The 20,377-nt window shown below is 47.0% G+C and carries 15 protein-coding genes and 5 tRNA genes; 11 read left to right on the top strand and 9 right to left on the bottom strand.

All coding sequences use genetic code 11. The features are described from left to right. Positions 1 to 25 precede the first annotated feature (25 nt). Complete coding sequence (locus INR79_RS17730; protein ID WP_223095375.1) at positions 26 to 439, bottom strand: c-type cytochrome; 414 nt, start codon at positions 437 to 439, stop codon at positions 26 to 28. Between the two features lie 364 nt (positions 440 to 803). On the opposite strand from INR79_RS17730, the gene INR79_RS17725 reads away from it, so the two are divergent. The 10 genes from INR79_RS17725 (at position 804) to INR79_RS17680 (ending at position 8,690) form a co-directional block, all read left to right on the top strand. Beyond that, positions 804 to 880: transfer RNA gene (locus INR79_RS17725), tRNA-Arg, on the top strand. A gap of 35 nt (positions 881 to 915) precedes the next feature. Beyond that, a tRNA-His gene (locus INR79_RS17720) sits at positions 916 to 991 on the top strand. Between the two features lie 68 nt (positions 992 to 1,059). Further along, positions 1,060 to 1,136 (top strand) — tRNA-Pro (locus tag INR79_RS17715). A gap of 42 nt (positions 1,137 to 1,178) precedes the next feature. Beyond that, a tRNA-His gene (locus tag INR79_RS17710) sits at positions 1,179 to 1,254 on the top strand. A gap of 47 nt (positions 1,255 to 1,301) precedes the next feature. Continuing rightward, positions 1,302 to 1,378, top strand: a tRNA-Pro gene (locus tag INR79_RS17705). A gap of 816 nt (positions 1,379 to 2,194) precedes the next feature. Continuing rightward, positions 2,195 to 3,910 carry a dipeptide ABC transporter ATP-binding protein gene (locus tag INR79_RS17700; RefSeq protein WP_022591008.1) on the top strand — a complete coding sequence of 572 codons (1,716 nt, stop codon included), beginning with the start codon at positions 2,195 to 2,197 and terminating at the stop codon, positions 3,908 to 3,910. Between the two features lie 73 nt (positions 3,911 to 3,983). After that, positions 3,984 to 5,537, top strand: a complete 1,554-nt coding sequence (locus tag INR79_RS17695) for an ABC transporter substrate-binding protein (RefSeq protein WP_004405613.1) — start codon at positions 3,984 to 3,986, stop codon at positions 5,535 to 5,537. 184 nt (positions 5,538 to 5,721) lie between these two features. Continuing rightward, positions 5,722 to 6,699 carry an ABC transporter permease gene (locus INR79_RS17690; protein ID WP_004405615.1) on the top strand — a complete coding sequence of 326 codons (978 nt, stop codon included), beginning with the start codon at positions 5,722 to 5,724 and terminating at the stop codon, positions 6,697 to 6,699. Positions 6,700 to 6,701: 2 nt separating this feature from the next. Next, the gene (locus INR79_RS17685; RefSeq protein WP_004405616.1) at positions 6,702 to 7,640 is read left to right on the top strand and encodes an ABC transporter permease; all 939 of its coding nucleotides are present in this window, start codon (positions 6,702 to 6,704) and stop codon (positions 7,638 to 7,640) included. 111 nt (positions 7,641 to 7,751) lie between these two features. After that, positions 7,752 to 8,690 carry an SPOR domain-containing protein gene (locus INR79_RS17680; RefSeq protein ID WP_223095373.1) on the top strand — a complete coding sequence of 313 codons (939 nt, stop codon included), beginning with the start codon at positions 7,752 to 7,754 and terminating at the stop codon, positions 8,688 to 8,690. Here the strand turns inward: INR79_RS17680 and INR79_RS17675 are convergent. Beyond that, a complete protein-coding gene (locus tag INR79_RS17675) occupies positions 8,687 to 9,226 on the bottom strand; it encodes a phosphatase PAP2 family protein (RefSeq protein ID WP_004405618.1) in 540 nt (179 codons plus the stop codon). The two genes, INR79_RS17680 and INR79_RS17675, sit on opposite strands and share 4 nt — an antisense overlap. A gap of 91 nt (positions 9,227 to 9,317) precedes the next feature. Further along, the gene (locus tag INR79_RS17670; protein ID WP_022602986.1) at positions 9,318 to 10,232 is read right to left on the bottom strand and encodes a LysR family transcriptional regulator; all 915 of its coding nucleotides are present in this window, start codon (positions 10,230 to 10,232) and stop codon (positions 9,318 to 9,320) included. Between the two features lie 142 nt (positions 10,233 to 10,374). Between INR79_RS17670 and INR79_RS17665 the strand changes: the two genes are divergently transcribed. Next, positions 10,375 to 11,289 (top strand): aldo/keto reductase family oxidoreductase, encoded by a 915-nt coding sequence (locus INR79_RS17665; RefSeq protein ID WP_223095371.1) that lies wholly within the window; start codon positions 10,375 to 10,377, stop codon positions 11,287 to 11,289. Positions 11,290 to 11,351: 62 nt separating this feature from the next. Here INR79_RS17665 and add read toward each other — a convergent pair whose 3' ends face one another. From add to glnA, 6 genes are all read right to left on the bottom strand, one after another. Continuing rightward, complete coding sequence (gene add / locus INR79_RS17660; RefSeq protein WP_223095369.1) at positions 11,352 to 12,353, bottom strand: adenosine deaminase; 1,002 nt, start codon at positions 12,351 to 12,353, stop codon at positions 11,352 to 11,354. Positions 12,354 to 12,439: 86 nt separating this feature from the next. After that, a complete protein-coding gene (locus INR79_RS17655) occupies positions 12,440 to 14,995 on the bottom strand; it encodes an EAL domain-containing protein (RefSeq protein WP_022592337.1) in 2,556 nt (851 codons plus the stop codon). A 98-nt stretch (positions 14,996 to 15,093) separates the two neighbouring features. Beyond that, positions 15,094 to 16,506 carry a nitrogen regulation protein NR(I) gene (gene glnG / locus INR79_RS17650; protein ID WP_004405625.1) on the bottom strand — a complete coding sequence of 471 codons (1,413 nt, stop codon included), beginning with the start codon at positions 16,504 to 16,506 and terminating at the stop codon, positions 15,094 to 15,096. A 30-nt stretch (positions 16,507 to 16,536) separates the two neighbouring features. Next, the gene (glnL, locus tag INR79_RS17645) at positions 16,537 to 17,592 is read right to left on the bottom strand and encodes a nitrogen regulation protein NR(II) (RefSeq protein WP_004405626.1); all 1,056 of its coding nucleotides are present in this window, start codon (positions 17,590 to 17,592) and stop codon (positions 16,537 to 16,539) included. Between the two features lie 106 nt (positions 17,593 to 17,698). After that, positions 17,699 to 18,292 carry a DUF4124 domain-containing protein gene (locus INR79_RS17640; protein WP_223095367.1) on the bottom strand — a complete coding sequence of 198 codons (594 nt, stop codon included), beginning with the start codon at positions 18,290 to 18,292 and terminating at the stop codon, positions 17,699 to 17,701. Between the two features lie 204 nt (positions 18,293 to 18,496). Then, positions 18,497 to 19,906: a glutamate--ammonia ligase gene (gene glnA / locus INR79_RS17635; RefSeq protein WP_004405631.1), complete on the bottom strand. Its 1,410-nt coding sequence runs from the start codon at positions 19,904 to 19,906 to the stop codon at positions 18,497 to 18,499. Positions 19,907 to 20,377 lie beyond the last annotated feature (471 nt).

The following is a 20,377-nucleotide window of genomic DNA, read 5'->3' as shown; positions in this document are numbered from 1 at the left end:
AAGCTTTCTGTTTCTAAAGATTAGGTTACAACCCTTCAATCATATGCTCGATAGCAGCAATGATTTCTTCATCAGAACAATCCATACAAGCCCCTTTCGCAGGCATCGCATTGAAGCCGTTAATGGCATGATCGGTCATCACGTCCATTCCCTGAGCAATACGCGGAGCCCATTGAGCAGCATCTCCTTTAATTGGCGCACCACTCACTCCAGTACCATGACAGGCAGTACAGAAAACATTGTAGACGGTAGCGCCATCGCGTGGACCAGCAGGCTCAGCGGAAGCAGGTTCACTGCCAGTCAGGTAAACTTGACCGACAGGTTTAATGCGCTCAGCGATCGCATCATATTCTTCTTGGCTGACTTTGGCTGCAAAAGAGAAACTAGAAAAGGTTATTGTAGCTGCCAAAAGGCCAATTACTCGACGTGACATATCCATTACTCGCTATACATTTCCAGGCTTTGATAAATACGATGTTTATCTTTATTTAGTTTGTTATTTACCTAAGTTGGTGGCGGCGAGCTCTCACTCATATGCGACTTCTAACAACTCTGAAACTTCGCGTCACATCCCGTCGAAACCTAGGGTTTTTGATCGTAAAGGTGTAATACACCTGTTAAATCATTATAAATAATAGGTGATTATAGCGACTCAGGTTGTTGCAATAAACAACAACTTGTTCGCGACATGGGTTTAATCACATCCCAATTGCCGAAAAAGGCAACAATCAATAAAAAAACTGCAAAAAACACTAGACGACACTTTGTGATATACGTATTATTCCACTCCGCCGATAGGGCATGCGCCCGTAGCTCAGCTGGATAGAGCGTTGGCCTCCGGAGCCAAAGGTCGAAGGTTCGAATCCTTTCGGGCGCGCCATTTCGCCGGAAGGAATTAAATCGGTAAATTCAGTGGTGGCTATAGCTCAGTTGGTAGAGCCCCGGATTGTGATTCCGGTTGTCGCGAGTTCAAGTCTCGTTAGCCACCCCATTTATTCTTTTTCTTGCTTTATGGTGATCCATAAAGGGGGAATACCAGTAAAAACGCTGGAACATTGTCGGTGAATAGCGCAGTTTGGTAGCGCATCTGGTTTGGGACCAGAGGGTCGGGGGTTCGAATCCCTCTTCACCGACCACCATTTCAATAATCGCATAAGCGGTTATATAAAAAGTTAGCGGTGGCTATAGCTCAGTTGGTAGAGCCCCGGATTGTGATTCCGGTTGTCGCGAGTTCAAGTCTCGTTAGCCACCCCATTATTTGGTAAGCGATTACCAGTTTCGATAAGAAACGAATACATTGTCGGTGAATAGCGCAGTTTGGTAGCGCATCTGGTTTGGGACCAGAGGGTCGGGGGTTCGAATCCCTCTTCACCGACCACTATTAGAAAGCCTCGTTAGAAATAACGGGGCTTTTTTCGTTTAGCAGTGGCTAGCAAAATTGCAATTAATGTCATGCTACCTGTCAGATCTTTTCGCCAAATAACGTCATTTTTGCCTATTACGTGACATTTCCCACCTAGATTGCGACGAATTTTAAGTTTTTGTATGCCCCTTTAAATGCGAACTTATTTTTCTTTGCATACCAATAGCGTACGGTTATCAACCTGAGTTCTTACTGAAAAACCGAATACTTTTCTACATTAATGAGTTTTTCTGCGTTTTTTACTAGTTTAATTCGCTGTAATTAACTGCTATAGCAATGAAAAATACTTTTGATTTTTTATGATTAAAAACTTTACTGGTTAAAAATTTTGCTTATTGTTTCTAATTTAATTCTAAATATTGCTATTTATGAATTTGTATAGATAAAGATCTCGCAAAATTACCACTGTGCGGGATATGTTTTTTATTTGTTAAAAGTGCGGGCGAATAAAAATTCTTAAATGTGAATTGCGAATATTGTGTTAAATAACATATTGCTACGCTATTTGGCCTTCTATTTCCATGAAAGTTAAATGATAATTTTGTTTTTTTAGCATATTTGTTTAGACTTAATAGTTTGTTTTTGTGAATTAATATGCATTAATTCTGCTTTGAACGATGTGTTTTGTGCGCATTTATGCTTTGTTTGTTGCTTTTGTGTGAATTATTTGCCAAATTGTTTGCCTGTTAAAAGCCGGATGTAAAGCCGGATAGAGAATGGAATCAACTTGCAGACAGGGCAGAAAGCTGCCAAAGCAGTAGAGGTCTGGTGATGTCACTACTAGAAGTTAAAAATCTTCGAATTGAATACCCATCGCGGCATGGGGTACATGCAGCCGTTAAATCGCTTTCTTTTAATATAGAGAGAGGCGAAATCGTGGGTGTGGTTGGCGAATCCGGCGCAGGTAAATCGACCGTGGGTAATGCGGTTATCGATTTGCTGAGCCCTCCGGGTTTGATCGCTAATGGTGATGTTTACCTTGATGGAGAAAAAATCTCCGGATTGACCCCAGAAGAGATGCGCCAGGTGCGCGGCTCTAAAATCGGGTTTATCTTTCAAGATCCGATGACGTCGCTTAATCCACTGTTTACGGTGGAACAACAACTAAAAGAAACCATTCATGCCAACATGAATGTGTCAGACAGCGAAGCGTACGATCGCGCTTTGTCTCTCATGAAACAGGTGGGCATTCCTCAGCCTGAAAACCGTTTAAAACAATACCCTCACCAATTCTCTGGTGGTATGCGTCAGCGTGTGGTTATTGCCATAGCGTTGGCTGGTGAGCCAGATCTTATTATTGCAGACGAACCGACCACAGCACTGGATGTGTCCATTCAGGACCAAATTCTGAACTTGATTCGCGAATTATGTATCGAGAAAAACGTTGGCTGTATGTTGGTAACGCACGATATGGGTGTGGTTTCCAATGTGACTGACCGCGTTGCGGTTATGTATCGTGGTGACTTAGTCGAATTTGGCGCAACCAAAAAAGTATTGGGCGATCCTGACCACTCCTACACACGCAGCCTCATCTCTGCAGTTCCTCGCTCCGATGTGAAGCTTGATCGCTTTCCGCTGGTTAGTTACATCGAAGAAGCGCATGAAATGGAGCCGTTGGATGTTAAGAATCACTGGTTGGGTCAAAGCCAGGATCACCGTGATTACACGGGTCCGCTACTTAACGTAGAAAACGTTAACCTTCGCTTTGTGACTAAGGATTCGTTCTTCGAAAGCCGCCGTGAATACGTGCAGGCATCAAATAACGTCAGCTTTGAAGTATTCGAAGGGGAAACTTTTGGTCTGGTGGGCGAGTCCGGTTCAGGTAAATCGACAATTGCACGTGTGATTGCCGGTCTTTACGCGCCTAACTCGGGTAAAGTCACCTTTGAAGGCATCGACTTAACGTCTCTTAAATCTGAAAACGAGCGTCGTCCTTTGCGCCGTCAGATGCAGATGGTATTCCAGAACCCATACACGTCGATGAACCCTCGAATGAAAATTTTCGACATCATTGCGGAGCCGATTCGTTTCCACAAATTGACACGCAATGAATCCGAAACCAGGCAGATTGTTGAAGACCTGCTTGAGCACGTTGGTTTGGGCAAAATGGCGGGAGTGAAATACCCCCATGAGTTCTCCGGCGGACAAAGACAACGTATTTCCATCGCACGTGCACTGGCGACACGACCTCGCCTGCTGATTTGTGATGAACCTACTTCAGCACTGGATGTTTCGGTGCAGGCACAGATTCTCAACCTCCTCAAAGATCTTCAGGACGAACTGAACTTGACTATGCTGTTTATTAGTCACGACCTTCCGGTAATTCGACAGATGTGTGACCGAATTGGCGTGATGCAGATGGGTACTTTGCTTGAAGTTGCCCCGACGGAACAGCTCTTTACTGATCCGCAGCATGAGTACAGTAAACAACTGATTTCTTTGATGCCTGAGTTCACAGGCTTAAGAGAAGACATCAAGATCGCCTAGCGACTTGGTGGCAATGCAATAACACAACACAGACAACAACTAGGGATTGGATTCCCGCATAAGGAGTTATGCAATGAAAACCATAAAGACCAAATTAGCGATGGCGCTGATGGCTGCAGGCTTGAGTTTCAGCGTTGCAGCTGCAGACATCACAGTTGCTTACGATGCTGACCCAGTATCACTGGACCCACATGAGCAGCTGTCTGGTGGCACACTGCAAATGTCTCACATGGTATTTGATCCTCTTATCCGCTTTAACCAGAAAATGGAATTCGAACCTCGTTTGGCTGAATCTTGGGAACGTATTGATGGTCAAACAATGCATTTCAACATTCGTCAGGGCGTTAAATTCCACTCAGGCAACACGTTGACTGCAGATGACGTCGTTTGGACATTCAATCGTCTGAAAAACTCTCCGGACTTTAAAGGTATCTTTGGTCCAATCGCTTCTGTTACCAAAGCAGGCGATTACAAAGTTGAAATTAAAACTGACGGCGTTTACCCACTTGTTGAAAACGTAATGACTTACCTGTTCCCAATGGACAGCAAGTTCTACTCAGGTAATACGGCGGAAGGTAAAGCGAAAGACGAGCTAGTGAAGCACGGTAACTCGTACGCATCAACTAACGTTTCTGGTACGGGTCCATTCGTTATCACGCAGCGTGAGCAAGGCGTAAAAGTGACGTTTGAGCGTTTCGATGGCTACTGGGACAGCAGCTCGAAAGGTAACGTTGATAAGCTAACACTGGTTCCAATCAAAGAAGATGCGACTCGTGTTGCTGCACTGCTAGCTGGTGACGTTGACATGATTGCTCCTGTTGCACCAAACGACTACAAGCGTATTCAGAAAGCAGACAGCGTTGACCTATACACCATGCCTGGTACTCGTGTTATCACGTTCCAGATGAACCAGAACAGCAACCCTGCACTGAAAGATGCTCGTGTTCGTCAGGCGATTGTTTACGCAATCAACAACGAAGGTATCACTAAGAAAGTAATGAAAGGTGCGGCAACGGCTGCAGGTCAGCAAAGCCCAGTTGGTTTCGTTGGTCACAACCCAGACCTTAAGCCTCGTTACGACCTTAAGAAAGCGAAGCAGCTAATGAAAGAAGCGGGTTACGAGAACGGCTTTAATCTAAGCATGATGGCGCCAAACAACCGTTACGTGAACGATGACAAGATCGCTCAGGCAACGGCGGCAATGCTGTCTAAGATCGGTATCAAGGTTGATCTGAAGACTATGCCTAAAGCGCAGTACTGGCCAGAGTTTGATAAGTGTGCGGCTGACATGCTGATGATCGGATGGCACCCAGATACAGAAGATTCTGGTAACTTTACTGAGTTCTTGGCGATGTCGCGTAATGCAGACACTGGTAAAGGTCAGTACAACTGTGGTCACTACTCAAATGCAGAAGTCGACAAGTTGATCGAAGAGACCAACAAGATGACGGATCTTGGTAAGCGTAGTGCGGCTCTGAAGAAAGTAGAAGAAATTCTATACAACGAAGCGGCGTTCGTTCCTCTGCATTGGCAAGACCCTTCTTGGGCTGCAAAAGGCAATGTGGAAATTGGTCCAATCATCAACGGTATGAACTTCCCTTACTTCGGCGACTTGGTTGTTAAGTAAGCGAAGCTTTCACCACTTGCGCCAGACCTGAAAACAGGTCTGGCGTATCAATAAAACAACCAACAGTCGGTGATTGATAGATTCGTCTATTTTGGTGCTTGGCTTTTTCTTTCAGTCGAGCCAGGTACCACTTTTGAGGCTGAAGGGTATTACATGAAAGTCATGGAAAGTTAAGGGGCAAGGAATGTTTACGTTTCTCGTCAAGCGCCTGTTTCAGGCACTGATAGTGATGTTTGTGATCAGCTTGGTGGCGTTTGCCATTCAGGATAATCTTGGCGACCCATTGCGGGAACTGGTAGGTCAGTCGGTTTCGGAAGCAGAGCGACAAGCCTTGCGTGATGAGCTAGGGCTCAACGATCCATTCATTACCAAATATTCACGCTTTGTAGGCAATGCACTACAAGGTGATCTAGGGACATCTTATTTCTTCAAGCGCCCTGCGGTTGAAGTCATTCTGGATAAGCTGGTGGCGACGCTGGAACTGGTGTTTGGGGCAACCCTCATCATCATCGTGTGTTCGATACCACTCGGCGTATATTCCGCCATTCATCCAAAAAGCATCTTTACCAAAATTGTTATGGCAGGAAGCAGCATCGGTATCTCGATTCCGGTTTTCCTTACCGCCATTATGCTGATGTACGTTTTCTCCATTGAGCTCGGCTGGCTGCCTTCCTATGGACGGGGTGATACCGCGAACGTGCTCGGATGGGAGTCTGGCTTCTTTACGCTAGATGGTTTATCACACTTGATTTTGCCGTGTGTGGCGCTGTCATCCATTATGCTGCCATTATTTATTCGTTTAGTACGTTCTGAAATGCTGGAAGTACTGAGCTCTGAATACATCAAGTTTGGTAAGGCAAAAGGTCTGGCACTGAACAAGATTTACTACCAGCACGCACTGAAAAATACCATGCTACCTGTTCTTACAGTAGGTGGTGTGCAGATTGGTACTATGGTGGCCTATACCATTCTGACTGAAACGGTCTTCCAGTGGCCAGGCACTGGTTTCCTTTTCCTTGAAGCAATTAACCGCGTAGACACACCGCTGATTACAGCGTACGTGATTTTTGTTGGGCTGATTTTCGTGGTGACCAACACCATTGTTGATTTGCTGTACGGCATCATCAACCCAACCGTGAACCTGACAGGTAAAGGAGCATAACCATGAATAACACAAATGCTGCTCCATCAAGTTGGGAGCGCTTTAAACAATCCGACTTTTTGTACTACTTCCTGAAAGACAAAGTCGCCATGTTCAGCTTTACCGTGTTTATGCTGTTCTTGGTGATGGCGTTGGCGGCACCGATCATTGCGCCGTCTGACCCATACGATTTGTCTTCGATTGATATCATGGACTCTGAACTTCCGCCTTCTTGGATGGAAGACGGAGATGAGCGATTCCTTCTTGGAACCGATGAGCAAGGTCGTGACATTTTTTCAACCATTTTGTACGGTTCTCGCCTGTCGCTGACGATTGGTTTTCTGGCGGTAGGTTTACAGCTTTTCTTGGGCATCATCATTGGTCTGTCTGCGGGTTACTTCGGTGGTCGTATCGATAGCTTCCTGATGCGTTTTGCTGATGTTCAGCTGTCATTCTCAACCATGATGGTGGCAATCATCGTTTCGGCGATTTTCAAAGCCAGTTTCGGTAGTGACTTCTACGCTCAATATGCGGTAGTGATGCTGGTGGTGATCATTGGTGTGGCGGAATGGCCGCAGTATGCACGTACCATTCGAGCATCAGTATTGGCTGAGAAGAAGAAAGAATACGTAGAAGCGGCGCGCGTGATGGGCTTTAAATCGCCTCGTATCATGTTCCGCCACATTCTTCCTAACTGTCTGTCACCCATTCTGGTTATCTCTACCGTGCAGGTGGCGAATGCCATCATGTCTGAAGCGGCACTGTCATTCCTGGGTTTGGGTTTGCCCGTTGATCAGCCGTCACTAGGTGCGCTGATTAGTATCGGATTTAACTACATATTTTCTGGTGCATGGTGGATTACTGCCTTCCCAGGTCTGGTATTGGTGACCTTGGTACTGGTGATCAACCTGTTGGGTGACTGGTTACGAGATGTATTTAACCCGAAAATCTATAAAGGGTGATCCAATACCATTGATTTCCCATCGGAAATATTCATAAACTTAAGAGCCGGCGTTATGCAGGCTCTTTTTTTGCATTCACATAGCTATGGAGGCAATGTGTGGGGGAAGGTTATGGACACGAATTCAACAATGAAATGGGTGATCGCTATCGCGGCGACGCTGCTTGTTGGGGTGAGTGCTGTCAAACCTGCACTGGCAGATGAATACCTGTGTGATGCAACCCAGGCATCCACTAACGAGCTTCCTGTCCTCAAGAACGATTGCCCAATTGGTGATGGTCTGTGGGGAAAACGCGGACCTTCCCTAAGTGCGGAATTGTTCTGGATTCAATGCGGCATTTTAGATAAGCCCCTTGCCCTGAGAAAAGCCAAAACCGTTTATCAGCGAATTTCGACCGATGTCTGGATGATGCGCTACGGCAAAGAATATCGTTGTTTGATCGGTCCGTACGATGATTATGCGACAGCACTCAAAGAGTGGCGGCAGATCCGTAAGCTTCCAAAATACAGCGATGCCTTTATCCGAGAGATAAGGAATCAATCCTCTCAAACGGCGGCGACACAGACCGCAAAAAGTGCTCCGGCAAAAGTACCATCTGCCGTAACCTCTCCTGCTCCTGCTCCTGCTCCTGCTCCTGCTCCTGCTCCTGCTCCTGCTCCTGCTCCTGAAATGGTTGTTACACCACCAGAACAATCAACGGCATCAAAGGCGGCAGAGATGGATATTCTGGTTCGCAAGCAAGCCAAACTGAGCGGGAAGACCTACGCGATCCCGTTTATTCGAGATTACGAGCATTTCTATATGGAATACGACAAGCCATGGAATCGTATGGATTATGACTCGGCTACAGAAGTGTGTGGGTTGCTAGGTATGCGCCTTGCCACTCAGAAAGAATGGCAAGGCATACTTGATTCTGGAGAGCTTTCGCGAGAGAAGTGGCCTCTGCACTTGCCCTATTGGGGCATCAGTCAGCAAGGCTTCTTTACTAGCGGGAAAGTCACTCAGCTTAAGGGCACGTCATTGCTTAACGTGCTTTGTATTCAGGCTTAAAAACGTACTTGAGCCGTCACTCCGGTTTCTTCTCCAGTAAAATACGGCAGCACAGTGACCGAGTAGCCTAATTCGGTTACTGCATACTGAACGCCAGTTGCCAATGCCATTCCGGCAATCACATCACGCCAGTAATGGTGGTTGGCATCGACTCGAGAATATCCCACCAAAGCAGCGGCTCCGTACGCTGGAATACCGTAGGCAGAACCATAGCGAAACTGCAAATACGCCGCCCCCTGTGTAGCAGCCGAAGTATGCCCTGATGGAAACGAATGGTTACCGCCATTTGGGCGCTCAGCGTTGACGGCAAACTTTATCGCGTGCGTGGCTAATGCGTTGTAGAGCGCCCCTTCAGTTAATTGAATCAGACCTTCAGTATCGTCCTTGTACCAGGAAATCATTGCCGCAGTCAGCGGAATGCCAATCTGGGCAATATCGCCATAGGTCTCTAGGGCTTCGTTTTTTGCGTGGGATGGTAATGAAGTCAGTGAAGCGGCTATCGTAGTAGCCAAAGGAATAATTTTTTTCATGTTCATACAGCTCAATTGACGTAGGCACTATTCTACTGGAAAACGTCGTTGGTGTGACGGATATTGCCGAAATGAAACACTATTTTGAGTTTTCTGTTTAATTGATGCTGCTGGTCGTAACCCAATTCTGTAAGAACTGAGCAAAAGCGAGTAACGCCTCACTTTGTTTGAGTTGTTGTGGAAAGATCAAATAGATGCCACGAGTCTGGGTAAAGTAACTGGTAAGAATCGGTGTTAGCTGCCCTTTTTGAATGGCAGGCTGCACCAAATAATCAGGCAGTTTAATGATGCCTTCACCCTGAACTGCGGCTTCATAGAGTAAAAAATTATCGTTGGCGTAAAACTGTCCTTTGGTCTCAACCTCTCGCTCGAATCCCTGATGTTGATAGCGCCATGTGGTGAGATGCGGGTCTGACAGGCAGTTATGCCGAGCCAGTTCTTCAGGTGTCTGTGGGGTGCCATAGAGATTGAGATAATCCGGAGACGCACAGCATAAGTGCTGATAATCCATCAGATGCTTGGCAATCATATTGGCGGGCGGCGTGTTAGTCGCTCGAATAGCAAGGTCAAATGGCTGTTGGGTGAGGTCTTGATTGGTATAGCCAATGTCGATGTCGAACTCGATGTCCGGGTGGAGTTTACGAAATGCTCTGCACGCAGGCGTTAAGTGCCGCTGTCCAAAAATCGCGGCGCAGGTAATGGTCAGTTTGCCTTCAATCGCAGAGGCAGATTTCCGAATCTCCTTTTCCATGGTCTGCACTGAAGAGGTAACCCCTTGCATCTGCGACAATACCTTTTGACCTGCTTGTGTCAGGCGAACACTTCGGGTGGTGCGGATCAGCAAGGTGACGTCCAGATCGCGTTCCAGAGCATTGATTTGGGTAGAAAGGTAACTGCGCGAGATGCCTAGCTTATCTGCCGCCTGCCCGAAGTTAAGGCATTCTGCCACCACGCTAAACAGGTAATAGCGTTCGAACCTTTTGTGCAGTCTCATCTCTTGCGGCAGTTTCATTAGAACTCCTTTTAATGACATTATCCCTTATATCACATTTTATTGTTCTCTATAGAGAATAGTTATTTCAGAGAATAGGGTTCAATAGACTAAAAGTGCCGTCTACTATTTAAGAAATGAGAAGCGTCTTATAGGTGGAATTATGTCTTCAAATCAAAAAGATAAAAGCAACTACAATGGTGACCCTCTTTCAGATATTGAAATGATTCAAGGGTACTGGCGTATGGGTGAATGGGGAATGTCTCCTGCCGAGCGTTTGGACTTTGTAAAGCAGCATGTGGAACTGGGTATTACAACCGTCGACCACGCAGCAATCTACGGAAGCGACGTTCCATGTGAAACTCTGTTTGGCGAAGCACTGGCGTTAGAGCCTTCAATGCGTGAGCAGCTCCATATCATCACAAAGCTGGGCATTATTGCACCTCAGTCTGAGGGGGGAATCGCTTACTACGACAGTGGACGCGAGGAAATCATTTCCTCAGTGGAACGTTCGCTAAAGCAGCTAGGCGTTGACCATGTGGACACACTCTTACTTCACCGCCCGGATATTTTGCTTCAACCTGAAGAAGTCTCGGAAGCGTTTGAAGTGTTGAGAAGTTCTGGCAAGGTGCTGAACTTCGGTGTGTCTAACTTCTCGACTCACGAATTTGCATCACTGCAATCTTATCTCGACATTAAACTGGTCACCAATCAGGTTGAAATTAACCCAATCAATATGCAAAGCCTGGAAGACGGAACATTGCATCAGTTGCAGGCGCAGCGCCGTCGCCCTATGGCGTGGTCTTGTTTAGCTGGGGGCAACCTCTTTAACCCAACCACAGACCCGCACCAGCGAGTGCTGAAAGTATTGGAAGAAATCAAAGAAGAGGTATCGGCTGAATCAATTGATCAGGTGGTGTTTGCCTGGGTAATGGCGTTACCATCTCGTCCTATCCCAATCATTGGGAGCGGTAAGATCGAACGTGTGAAAACCGCAGTTGCTGCGAAAGACATTACTCTAACTCGCGAGCAATGGTATCGAGTCTGGACTGCATCAAAAGGGCATGGTGTGGCTTGATTTTGCGGTCCATATAAAAACAAAGGAGGCGATTGCCTCCTTTGTTATTTAACACTCTACTTTTAGCGATTTTTCGCCATTTCGCGCAGCGCTTCTTTTTCGGCTTCCGATAGGAATGCAATGTCCAAACCGTTGATTTGTGCCTGGCGAATCTGCTCCTGGCTCAAGCCTGCTGCAGGGGCTGCAACCTCAAATTCGTAGGGTTGCTCAATGCCTTCTACCGCAGGGTCATCGGTGTTAATACACGCTTTGATGCCATGCTCAAGGAAGGTTTTCAGTGGGTGAGCAGCCAGTGATTCAACAGTACTTGTCTGAACGTTGGATGTTAAGCAAGACTCAATACCGATGCTGTGCTCGGCCAGATAATCCATCAGCTTAGGATCGTGAACCGCTTTCACACCATGACCGATACGAACGGCGCCAAGCTCTTGGATTGCCTGCCACATGCTCTCTGCACCTGCAGCTTCACCTGCGTGAATGGTCACTTGCAGACCCGCGTCTTTTACCTGATTAAAGTGTTTAACGAAACGGTCACCCGGCTGACCCAGTTCGTCACCCGCTAGGTCAATCGCGACTAAATGGTCTTTGTGTGCAAGAAGACCATCAAGCTCTTGCTGACAAGCGTCCTGACCAAAAGTACGACTCATAATGCCGATAAGATTGGTTTTCACACCAAAGTCACGAACGCCCGCCTGAATACCATCGACAACTGCTTCCACCACACCAGCAACCGGAAGCTTGTGCTTCATTGCCATGTAGTAAGGAGAGAAACGCAGCTCTGCGTAGTCGATTTGCGCGTTCATCGCATCTTCTACGTTTTCATAAGCCACACGACGACATGCGTCTAAGTCGCCCAGTACCGCAACCCCCCAGTCCAGTTTTGAAAGAAAAGCCACCAGGGAAGGCTCGGCTTCAACAATTTGAACGTGTGGACGAAGCGACTCTATGTCGTACGCTGGAAGTGCCACGCCAAATTTCTTGCCCAGATCTAAGATAGTCTGGCTGCGAATGTTACCGTCCAAATGGCGGTGTATGTCAGTTAACGGCAGGTTCTTGGTGATCATGTTGACTTCCTAAATGCGACTAATTTGGCTAAGTATAAAAACCATTTAGTAACCTGTCAGTAGGAGAACTGCAGTTTATTGTTTGATCAGGACTGCTTTTCTTTTATGTTCACCAAATCTGTTGGCCATTCCGAAAATGGGACAGGTCGGCTAAACAGGAATCCTTGAGCTTGAGGGCAATCGAGCATGCGCAGTAGTTCAGCTTGCTCGGTAGTTTCAACACCTTCTGCCACGAGGTTGACCTTAAAGCCTTTGGTGATGTTCACGATGGCTGCGACGACCGAAGTGTCTATCTGCTCTCGCTCCATCTGAACGATGAAAGAGCGATCGATCTTCAGGCAGTCAAACGGCAGTTTATGCAGATAGGCGAGCGAAGAGTAACCCGTACCGAAATCATCAATCGCAATTTTCACATTCAAGTCTTTGATAGCTTGCATGTTTTTCAAGATGATAGGGTCATTATCGACAATCTTGGACTCGGTAATTTCCAGTGTCAGGTTTTGTGCGCTAAGGCGAGTGTACTTGAGCACCATTTCCAGCTCTTCAGTGAAACCGGGTTGCGATAGCTGATTGACCGATAGATTCACATGCAAACTGAAGTCGGGATGCCACTGACCATTTTGAATGGCTGTCGCGGTATCGGTACATGCTTTAAGCAGAACCTGAGAGCCAATGTCACCAATTAGACCACTTTCTTCCGCCACAGGAATGAAATCGAGCGGCGGTATGACACCATTTTCTTCTGAAACCCACCTCGCCAGAGCTTCTGCCCCCACGATTTCCCCACTTTCTAAATCGATAATGGGTTGGTAGAAGGGAACAAATTCACTGGCGGCAATGGCTTCATTCAGGCTTGCCAGAGTCTGAGTTTTCTTACGGGAAACATCCGCCATTTCCGGACGATAGTAAACGACTCGTAGCGCATCCTGCTTGGCGTGGCTGAGCGCAATACTGCCGTTTCTTAACCACGTACTCATGTCGTTCTGGTCGCAGGAAAGCACGATACCGATGGAAACATTCACCACTACAGTTTCTGTACCCATGTTAAAAGGGGCACTGAAGGATTGTTTAATACGAGTTACTAGGTGCTCAACCGCCGTTTCAGAGCCGTTGCTTGGGTCGTAAATGGCGAATTCATCTCCGGCAACTCTCGCCAGCAGTGCCCGATCACTGCACAGATTTTTGAGGCGCTGAGCGATGATGGTCAGCAACTGGTCGCCACTGTAATGCCCTAGGCTGTCATTGATGTCGCGAAAACGATCGATTCCGATAAGAATCAAAGAGCCAGGGCGAGAGTTGTTCAAATTACTGCTGGTTTCAATCAGCCCTTGTCGGCTGTAGAGCTGAGTTAAAGAGTCATAAACCAGTTGCGTGCGCAGCGCTTCAAAAGAGGACTTGAGGTTATGGGTCATGTTGTTGAAGGCAGACACCAACATGCTGGTTTCGAAAATTTTCCCCGGCTCCGGCATCGGGCTGTCCCAGTCGCCCTTGGCAATTTCTCTGGCGGCGTTTGCCGTGGTTGTGATGGGGTGAGTAATCCGGTTGAACACCAGCACGCCAAGCAGAAAGCCAACAAGACTAACGGTTAATCCTATCAGCCAACCGCGCTGTTGCTGCTGAGGTAAGTCTCCAAGCAAATCATGTTCAGCAATGGTCACCACGATGTACCACTCTAAGCCGTAAGGGTTGGCGTAACGAGATAGCTTGTTGAAATAGCGTTCGCCATTGGTAACGAAGTAGAACATTTCGGGTCTGGCTTGTCTGGCGATAAGCTGGTTATCCAGAATGTATTGTGCGCTCGCCTGAATGACAGGGTTTGGGCTTTCCTGTGCTTGTAGCCGCTGACCTTTCACCGTGTTCGGTGTGCCTTTAGAAACCACGCTGGAGTTATCGGAATGAGCAACCAGCCGACTATCCTGATCGAAGATGAATATGGAAGCCGCGGTACGCTTCTTTTGATAAATCAGAAAATTGTTGAAGGTGTCGATCTTAATGTCTGCCACCATCACACCGATCAGCTCGTCGTCTACAATGACTGGGTTGGTGGCACTTAGAGTGATTTCCTGACGCTCGTCCGCGTTGGTATATATATTCGACCATCCGGGCATGCGCGATTCTGCTGCTGGCACATACCAGGGACGAATTCTTGGGTCGTATCCCTGAAAGGAAGACTTCACACCAGACTCGATTTTACGTCCAGCGAAAATCACCAGATCGTCTTCCGTTCGGTTATCTTTGAGCATCAGGGTGAAATCGGATGCGGGTTCGCGTCGAAAGCCGACGAATTCCCCTTCTTTGCCACCAAAAGCCACCACATCCAGATGAGGAATATTTTTATAGAGGTGGTTAAAACTCACTGAGAGGTAATCTTCAATGCGAGTCAGATCACCGCGTTCATACAAACCGTTAAATTCGAGAGATTTACTCAGTGTAATGTTGGCTTGATAAGGTTCATCAAGAAAGATAGAAAGGCGACTTTTGACGTTCTCAGTAAAGGCAATAAGCTGCTTATGGCTCAGGTTAGACACCATGTTTTCGAAGCTGCTCTTCTGAACAAACGCAATGACACCGAAAGTGAACATAAATACGATCACAAAAGGTAAAATCACTGCAGTACGTAATGTAATCTTGTTGCTCGCCATTGCCCTAGATAAAGTTAGTGGACGCCATTCTGTATTTGGTCGGAGTGGCGCTATTGTATAGGCTAGAAAACAAGCTAGCGAGTCTTTTTTAAACAATTCTACTGAATGTTTAACTCTTTTAGTTTTCTAGTGAGTGTATTACGACCCCAACCCAGGACTTTAGCCGCATCCTGCTTATGACCATTCGTATGGTTTAGCGCTGTCTTTAAGAGTATACGTTCAAATTCTGGCAGTGCATAAGAAAGGATCTCAGTTTCACCAGAAGTAAGTGCTTCTTTTGCCCATTCTTCTAGTTGAGACTGCCAGCCGCCATTTTCATGCGAAGTGGGCATGGTTTTTGTGTCTTCAAAGAGCTCTCGTGGCAAGTCAGAAGGAAGGACTTCGTTTCCGCTCGCCATTACGGTGAGCCACCGGCAGATGTTCTCTAGCTGACGAACGTTTCCTGGCCAGGGAAGTTGATTCAGGTTGGCGATGGTGTCGGTGTGCAGGGTTTTCATTTCGACACCCAACTCCTCAGCTGCAAGACTTAAGAAATGCTGCGCCAGCTTTTCGATGTCCTGCTTACGTTCTCGCAGAGCAGGGATATGAACCCGAATTACGTTCAGGCGGTGGAAGAGATCTTCACGAAAATCCCCTTCATGTACCAGTTTTTCCAGATTCTGGTGAGTCGCAGCAATGATGCGAACATCCACATTAATAGGGGAGTGTCCACCCACTCTATAGAACTGCCCGTCTGCCAGAACACGCAGCAAACGCGTTTGGATATCCAATGGCATGTCACCAATTTCATCCAAAAACAGTGTGCCGCCATTGGCCTGTTCGAAACGTCCCTGACGAACGGTGTTGGCACCAGTAAACGCCCCCTTTTCATGACCAAACAGTTCAGATTCGATCAGATCTTTTGGTATCGCAGCCATGTTCAGGGCAATGAAAGGGTTTTTAGCACGAGGGCTGTGGCGGTGAAGGGCGTGCGCGACCAGTTCTTTACCTGTTCCGGATTCACCATTGATCAACACCGAGATAGAAGAGCGAGACAAGCGACCAATGGCGCGAAACACTTCCTGCATCGCCGGTGCTTCACCAATGATTTCCGGAGCGTTACTGGTGAACGCGTCAGTCGTTGACTGGTGTTTTCGTTGTTCGTGACTGTGGGCAATCGCGCGTTCGACAAGCGTCAAGGTTTCATCAATATCAAACGGTTTAGGCAGATATTCAAATGCCCCTTTTTGATAGGCATTCACTGCCGCGTCGAGGTCGGAGTGCGCCGTCATAATAATCACGGGCAGGTCTGGGTATTGCTGGTGGACTTCTTTGAGTAAGTCGAGCCCGTCTATGCCGGGCATTCGAATGTCAGACACCAGAACGTCTGGAACCTGGCGTTCAAAAGCCATCAGAACGCTTTCAGCATCAGCAAAGGTTTCGCACTGGATTTGTGCAGAGGACAAGGTTTTTTCCATTACCCAGCGGATGGAGCTGTCGTCATCGACGACCCATACATACCCTTTACTCATGATTCTTCTCTCCTAACAGCAATGCGTATTTCACTTAATCGGTAAAATAATGGTGAATGTGGTTTTTCCCGGCCAGCTTTCTACGTCGATTTTTCCTTGGTGCTGGTCAATTAAATTTTGTGATATCGACAACCCAAGCCCAGTGCCGCCCTCGCGACCACTGACCATGGGATAAAATAAGGTGTCTTGCAGCTCACTCGGTATGCCCGGACCGTTGTCGATGATGTCCAGTTTGGCAGCCAGCTTATAGCGCTGACCGTGGATATTCGCCTGATGCACCGTTCTGGTGCGAAGAGTGATCTGCCCGTTTTCCTGCTCTGCTAATATCTGTGCAGCGTTACTGACAATGTTCAGTAAGGCTTGCTCAATCTGATCGGAATCCATCATCAGCGACGGCAGGCTCGGATCGTAATCCCGATGAATCTGGATGGACTGGCTGGATTCCAGTTCCACAAGCTGGCGCACTTTTTCTAATGCAACGTGCAGGTTGGCTTCACGCTTTTCCCCCGGTTTCTGAGGGCCTAACAGCCTGTCGACCAGTGCTCTCAGGCGATCTGCCTGTTCAATGATGATTTGGGTGTACTCTTTCAGGCTAGGGTCTGGCAGCATTTTCGATAACAGCTGCGCGGCGCCGCGAAGACCGCCGAGAGGGTTTTTGATTTCGTGCGCCAATCCACGAACAAGGACCTTTGCGGCCTGTTGCTGCGCGTGCTGGTTGAGCTCCTGACTTAAACGTCTTTGTTGCCCAATCTTGCGCAATTCAACCAGAAGTAAGAGTTGTTTTTCCCAGGTAAAGGGGCTGACTGTCACTTCCACCATCACTGGCTTTCCGTCTATCACAAAGGTGACATCACTGTCGGTGATGCTCTGACCCGTTTGGAGCGGTTGGGTCAGCATGCTCAAATCCATGGACGCGTGCTGGATTAAGTCAGCCAACATGCTGGATTGTAAGCGCTTTGCACTTTGAGAAAACAGAAGCTCTGCCGCTGGGTTGGCATATTGGACGGCTAACTGCTCATTAAGCAGCATGGTTGCCGTCACAACATTATCGAGAATCGCGGTAGAGCGCAGATCGTGGGTGGTCATGTCCTTACCTTTTAGTTTGCACCAAAATGGTGCGATGCTTATTTAGTATGGGGCATGAACCTAAAAAGAAAAAGTTAACGAATCGAATAAAGTCCGTTATTCCTTGCTATCCCGCAGATTTCACCCTCGCCCGATGCAAATGCACCGTTACTGGAGAGGTAGATGCAATAAGCTTGCCGCCTATAACTGCTTGTACTGCAAGTACATGTGTGCCTCTATCGACATTAATGAGTTGCCATAATGGCTTGGTTTGCGGAGCGCCATAAGGTTTTCCGTCTAGCATGAGCTGGAGTTGCTCACCGATACCAAGTTTTCTGTTTTGTTCAACCTGAATGTTAATGATGCCCCGGTTGCTACGAAGCGTCTGATCTTGTTGCAGATTACTGATGGATATCGAAAGTGGCGCCATCTTTTCTGGCTTTTTGCTTTCTTGTTTTTCTGTAGCGTTGGCTTTTTCTGTAGCCTTAGCTTTAGCCGTTTTTTTGTCTTTCAACGATTTTGCAGGAGCGAAGACTGGCGCGGGTGCGCTGGCGTTACTGTCTGGCAGCACAAAGGAATCTTTTTGTTTGGCAGCGCCATCTGGAGGCGTATCGCTAATATGGAGGATGCCGTCGTCATCGACCCAAGAGTAGACCGTTTGGCTAATGGCGGTAGGGGCAATCATCAAACTAAGCACAGAGAGTAGGGTGATCAGTTTCATTTTAAGCACCAGTGTAGAGTCACGTTAAAGGATACGTCGCGCCTCTGTTATAAGGGTCTGTTGACCTGATTTTAAATGGTGGGTGCGACACGCTAAATTGCTGGAGATTTAACCTAATGCTAAGGGGTTGTTAACTAAAGTGAAATATAAAAAAGGCCCGCCTGCGAGGCGAGCCTAATAATTATGTAAATAATTACATCAATATTACACAGAGTAGTAAAGTTCGAACTCAACTGGGTGAGTTGTCATGTTCACTTTCTCTACGTCCTGACCTTTCAGATCGATGTAAGAATCGATGAAGTCGTCAGAGAATACACCGCCAGCCGTTAGGAACTCACGGTCAGCATCTAGTGCTTCTAGTGCTTCTTTCAGAGAGTATGCAACAGTTGGGATTTCTGCCGCTTCTTCTGCTGGTAGGTCGTACAAGTCTTTATCCATAGCTTCACCTGGGTGGATCTTGTTCTTAATACCGTCAAGACCAGCCATAAGCATAGATGCGAAGCATAGGTATGGGTTAGCTGTTGGATCACCGAAACGAATTTCGATACGACGAGCTTTCGGGCTTGGTACCACTGGGATACGGATAGAAGCAGAACGGTTACGAGCAGAGTAAGCTAGCATAACTGGTGCTTCGAAGCCTGGAACAAGACGCTTGTATGAGTTTGTAGATGCGTTCGCGAATGCGTTGATTGCGCGAGCGTGCTTGATGATACCACCGATGTAGTAAAGTGCTGTCTCAGACAGACCGCCGTACTTGTCACCAGCAAACAGGTTAACGCCATCTTTAGCCAGAGATTGGTGAACGTGCATACCAGAACCGTTGTCACCTACAAGTGGCTTAGGCATGAAGGTTGCTGTTTTACCGAATGCGTGTGCAACGTTGTGTACAACGTATTTATAAACCTGGATTTCGTCCGCTTTTTCAGTCAGCGTGTTGAAACGCGTAGCGATTTCGTTCTGACCAGCTGTCGCAACTTCGTGGTGGTGTGCTTCAACAACCTGACCCATTTCTTCAAGGATCAGACACATTGCGCTACGGATGTCTTGAGAAGAATCCACAGGTGCTACTGGGAAGTAACCGCCTTTAACACCTGGACGGTGACCTTTGTTACCGCCTTCGATTTCTGCACCTGTGTTCCATGCTGCTTCGATGTCATCAATCTTGAAGAAAGAACCAGACATGTCTGTATTGAACTTGACGTCATCAAATAGGAAGAACTCTGGCTCTGGACCAACAAGAACGGTGTCAGCGATGCCAGTAGAACGCATGAATTCTTCAGCGCGCTTAGCGATAGAGCGTGGGTCACGATCGTAGCCTTGCATTGTTGCGGGCTCTAGGATGTCACAACGTACGTTTAGAGTTGCGTCTTCCGTGAATGGGTCTAGAACTGCAGATGATGCATCCGGCATCATCACCATGTCTGACTCGTTGATGCCTTTCCAGCCAGCAACAGAAGAACCATCGAACATCTTACCTTCTTCGAAGAAGTCTGCATCGACTTGGTGAGCAGGAATAGAAATATGCTGTTCTTTACCTTTAGTATCGGTAAAGCGTAGGTCTACAAACTTTACTTCGTTTTCTTGGATTAACGATAGAACGTTTTCTACAGACATCTTGGATAACCTCCAGTGTTATTAAAGCGGTGGTGCACAAGTTTAGTTAAACCGGCATTGATTAATATAAACATTCAACAGTATTAATCGATGACAGTTTTGTGAAAGCTAAAACTGTGCCAATAATTTGAATCCTTTAATATCATGCATTTAGCTCAAATATTACTGATGAGCAATACCGTATTGCACCATAATGATCTTTTGGTGCACCAAGATGGTGCAAAACTTATTTGAGGCGCTAAATGATGATGCAACGCTTATTTCAGCAATCAATTTGTGGGTTTGTCAATCGACTTTTTACGGTGCGCAAATCAAGTTGTAGACCAGTTATTGGTATTTTCCGAGCCATTTGTTACATCTATGATTACTTTTCGCCGTTTGAGATCACATATTCCTAGGCTTTTTTCTAAAATCTGGTACATTATTGACCGTTTTTTTAATCAAGTAAGCGGCTATTCTTCATTGCGGTAT

This window comes from Vibrio sp. SCSIO 43132 (genome assembly GCF_019904195.1).
Lineage (GTDB): Bacteria > Pseudomonadota > Gammaproteobacteria > Enterobacterales > Vibrionaceae > Vibrio > Vibrio nigripulchritudo.
This window is presented reverse-complemented; position numbering and strand designations above follow the sequence as displayed.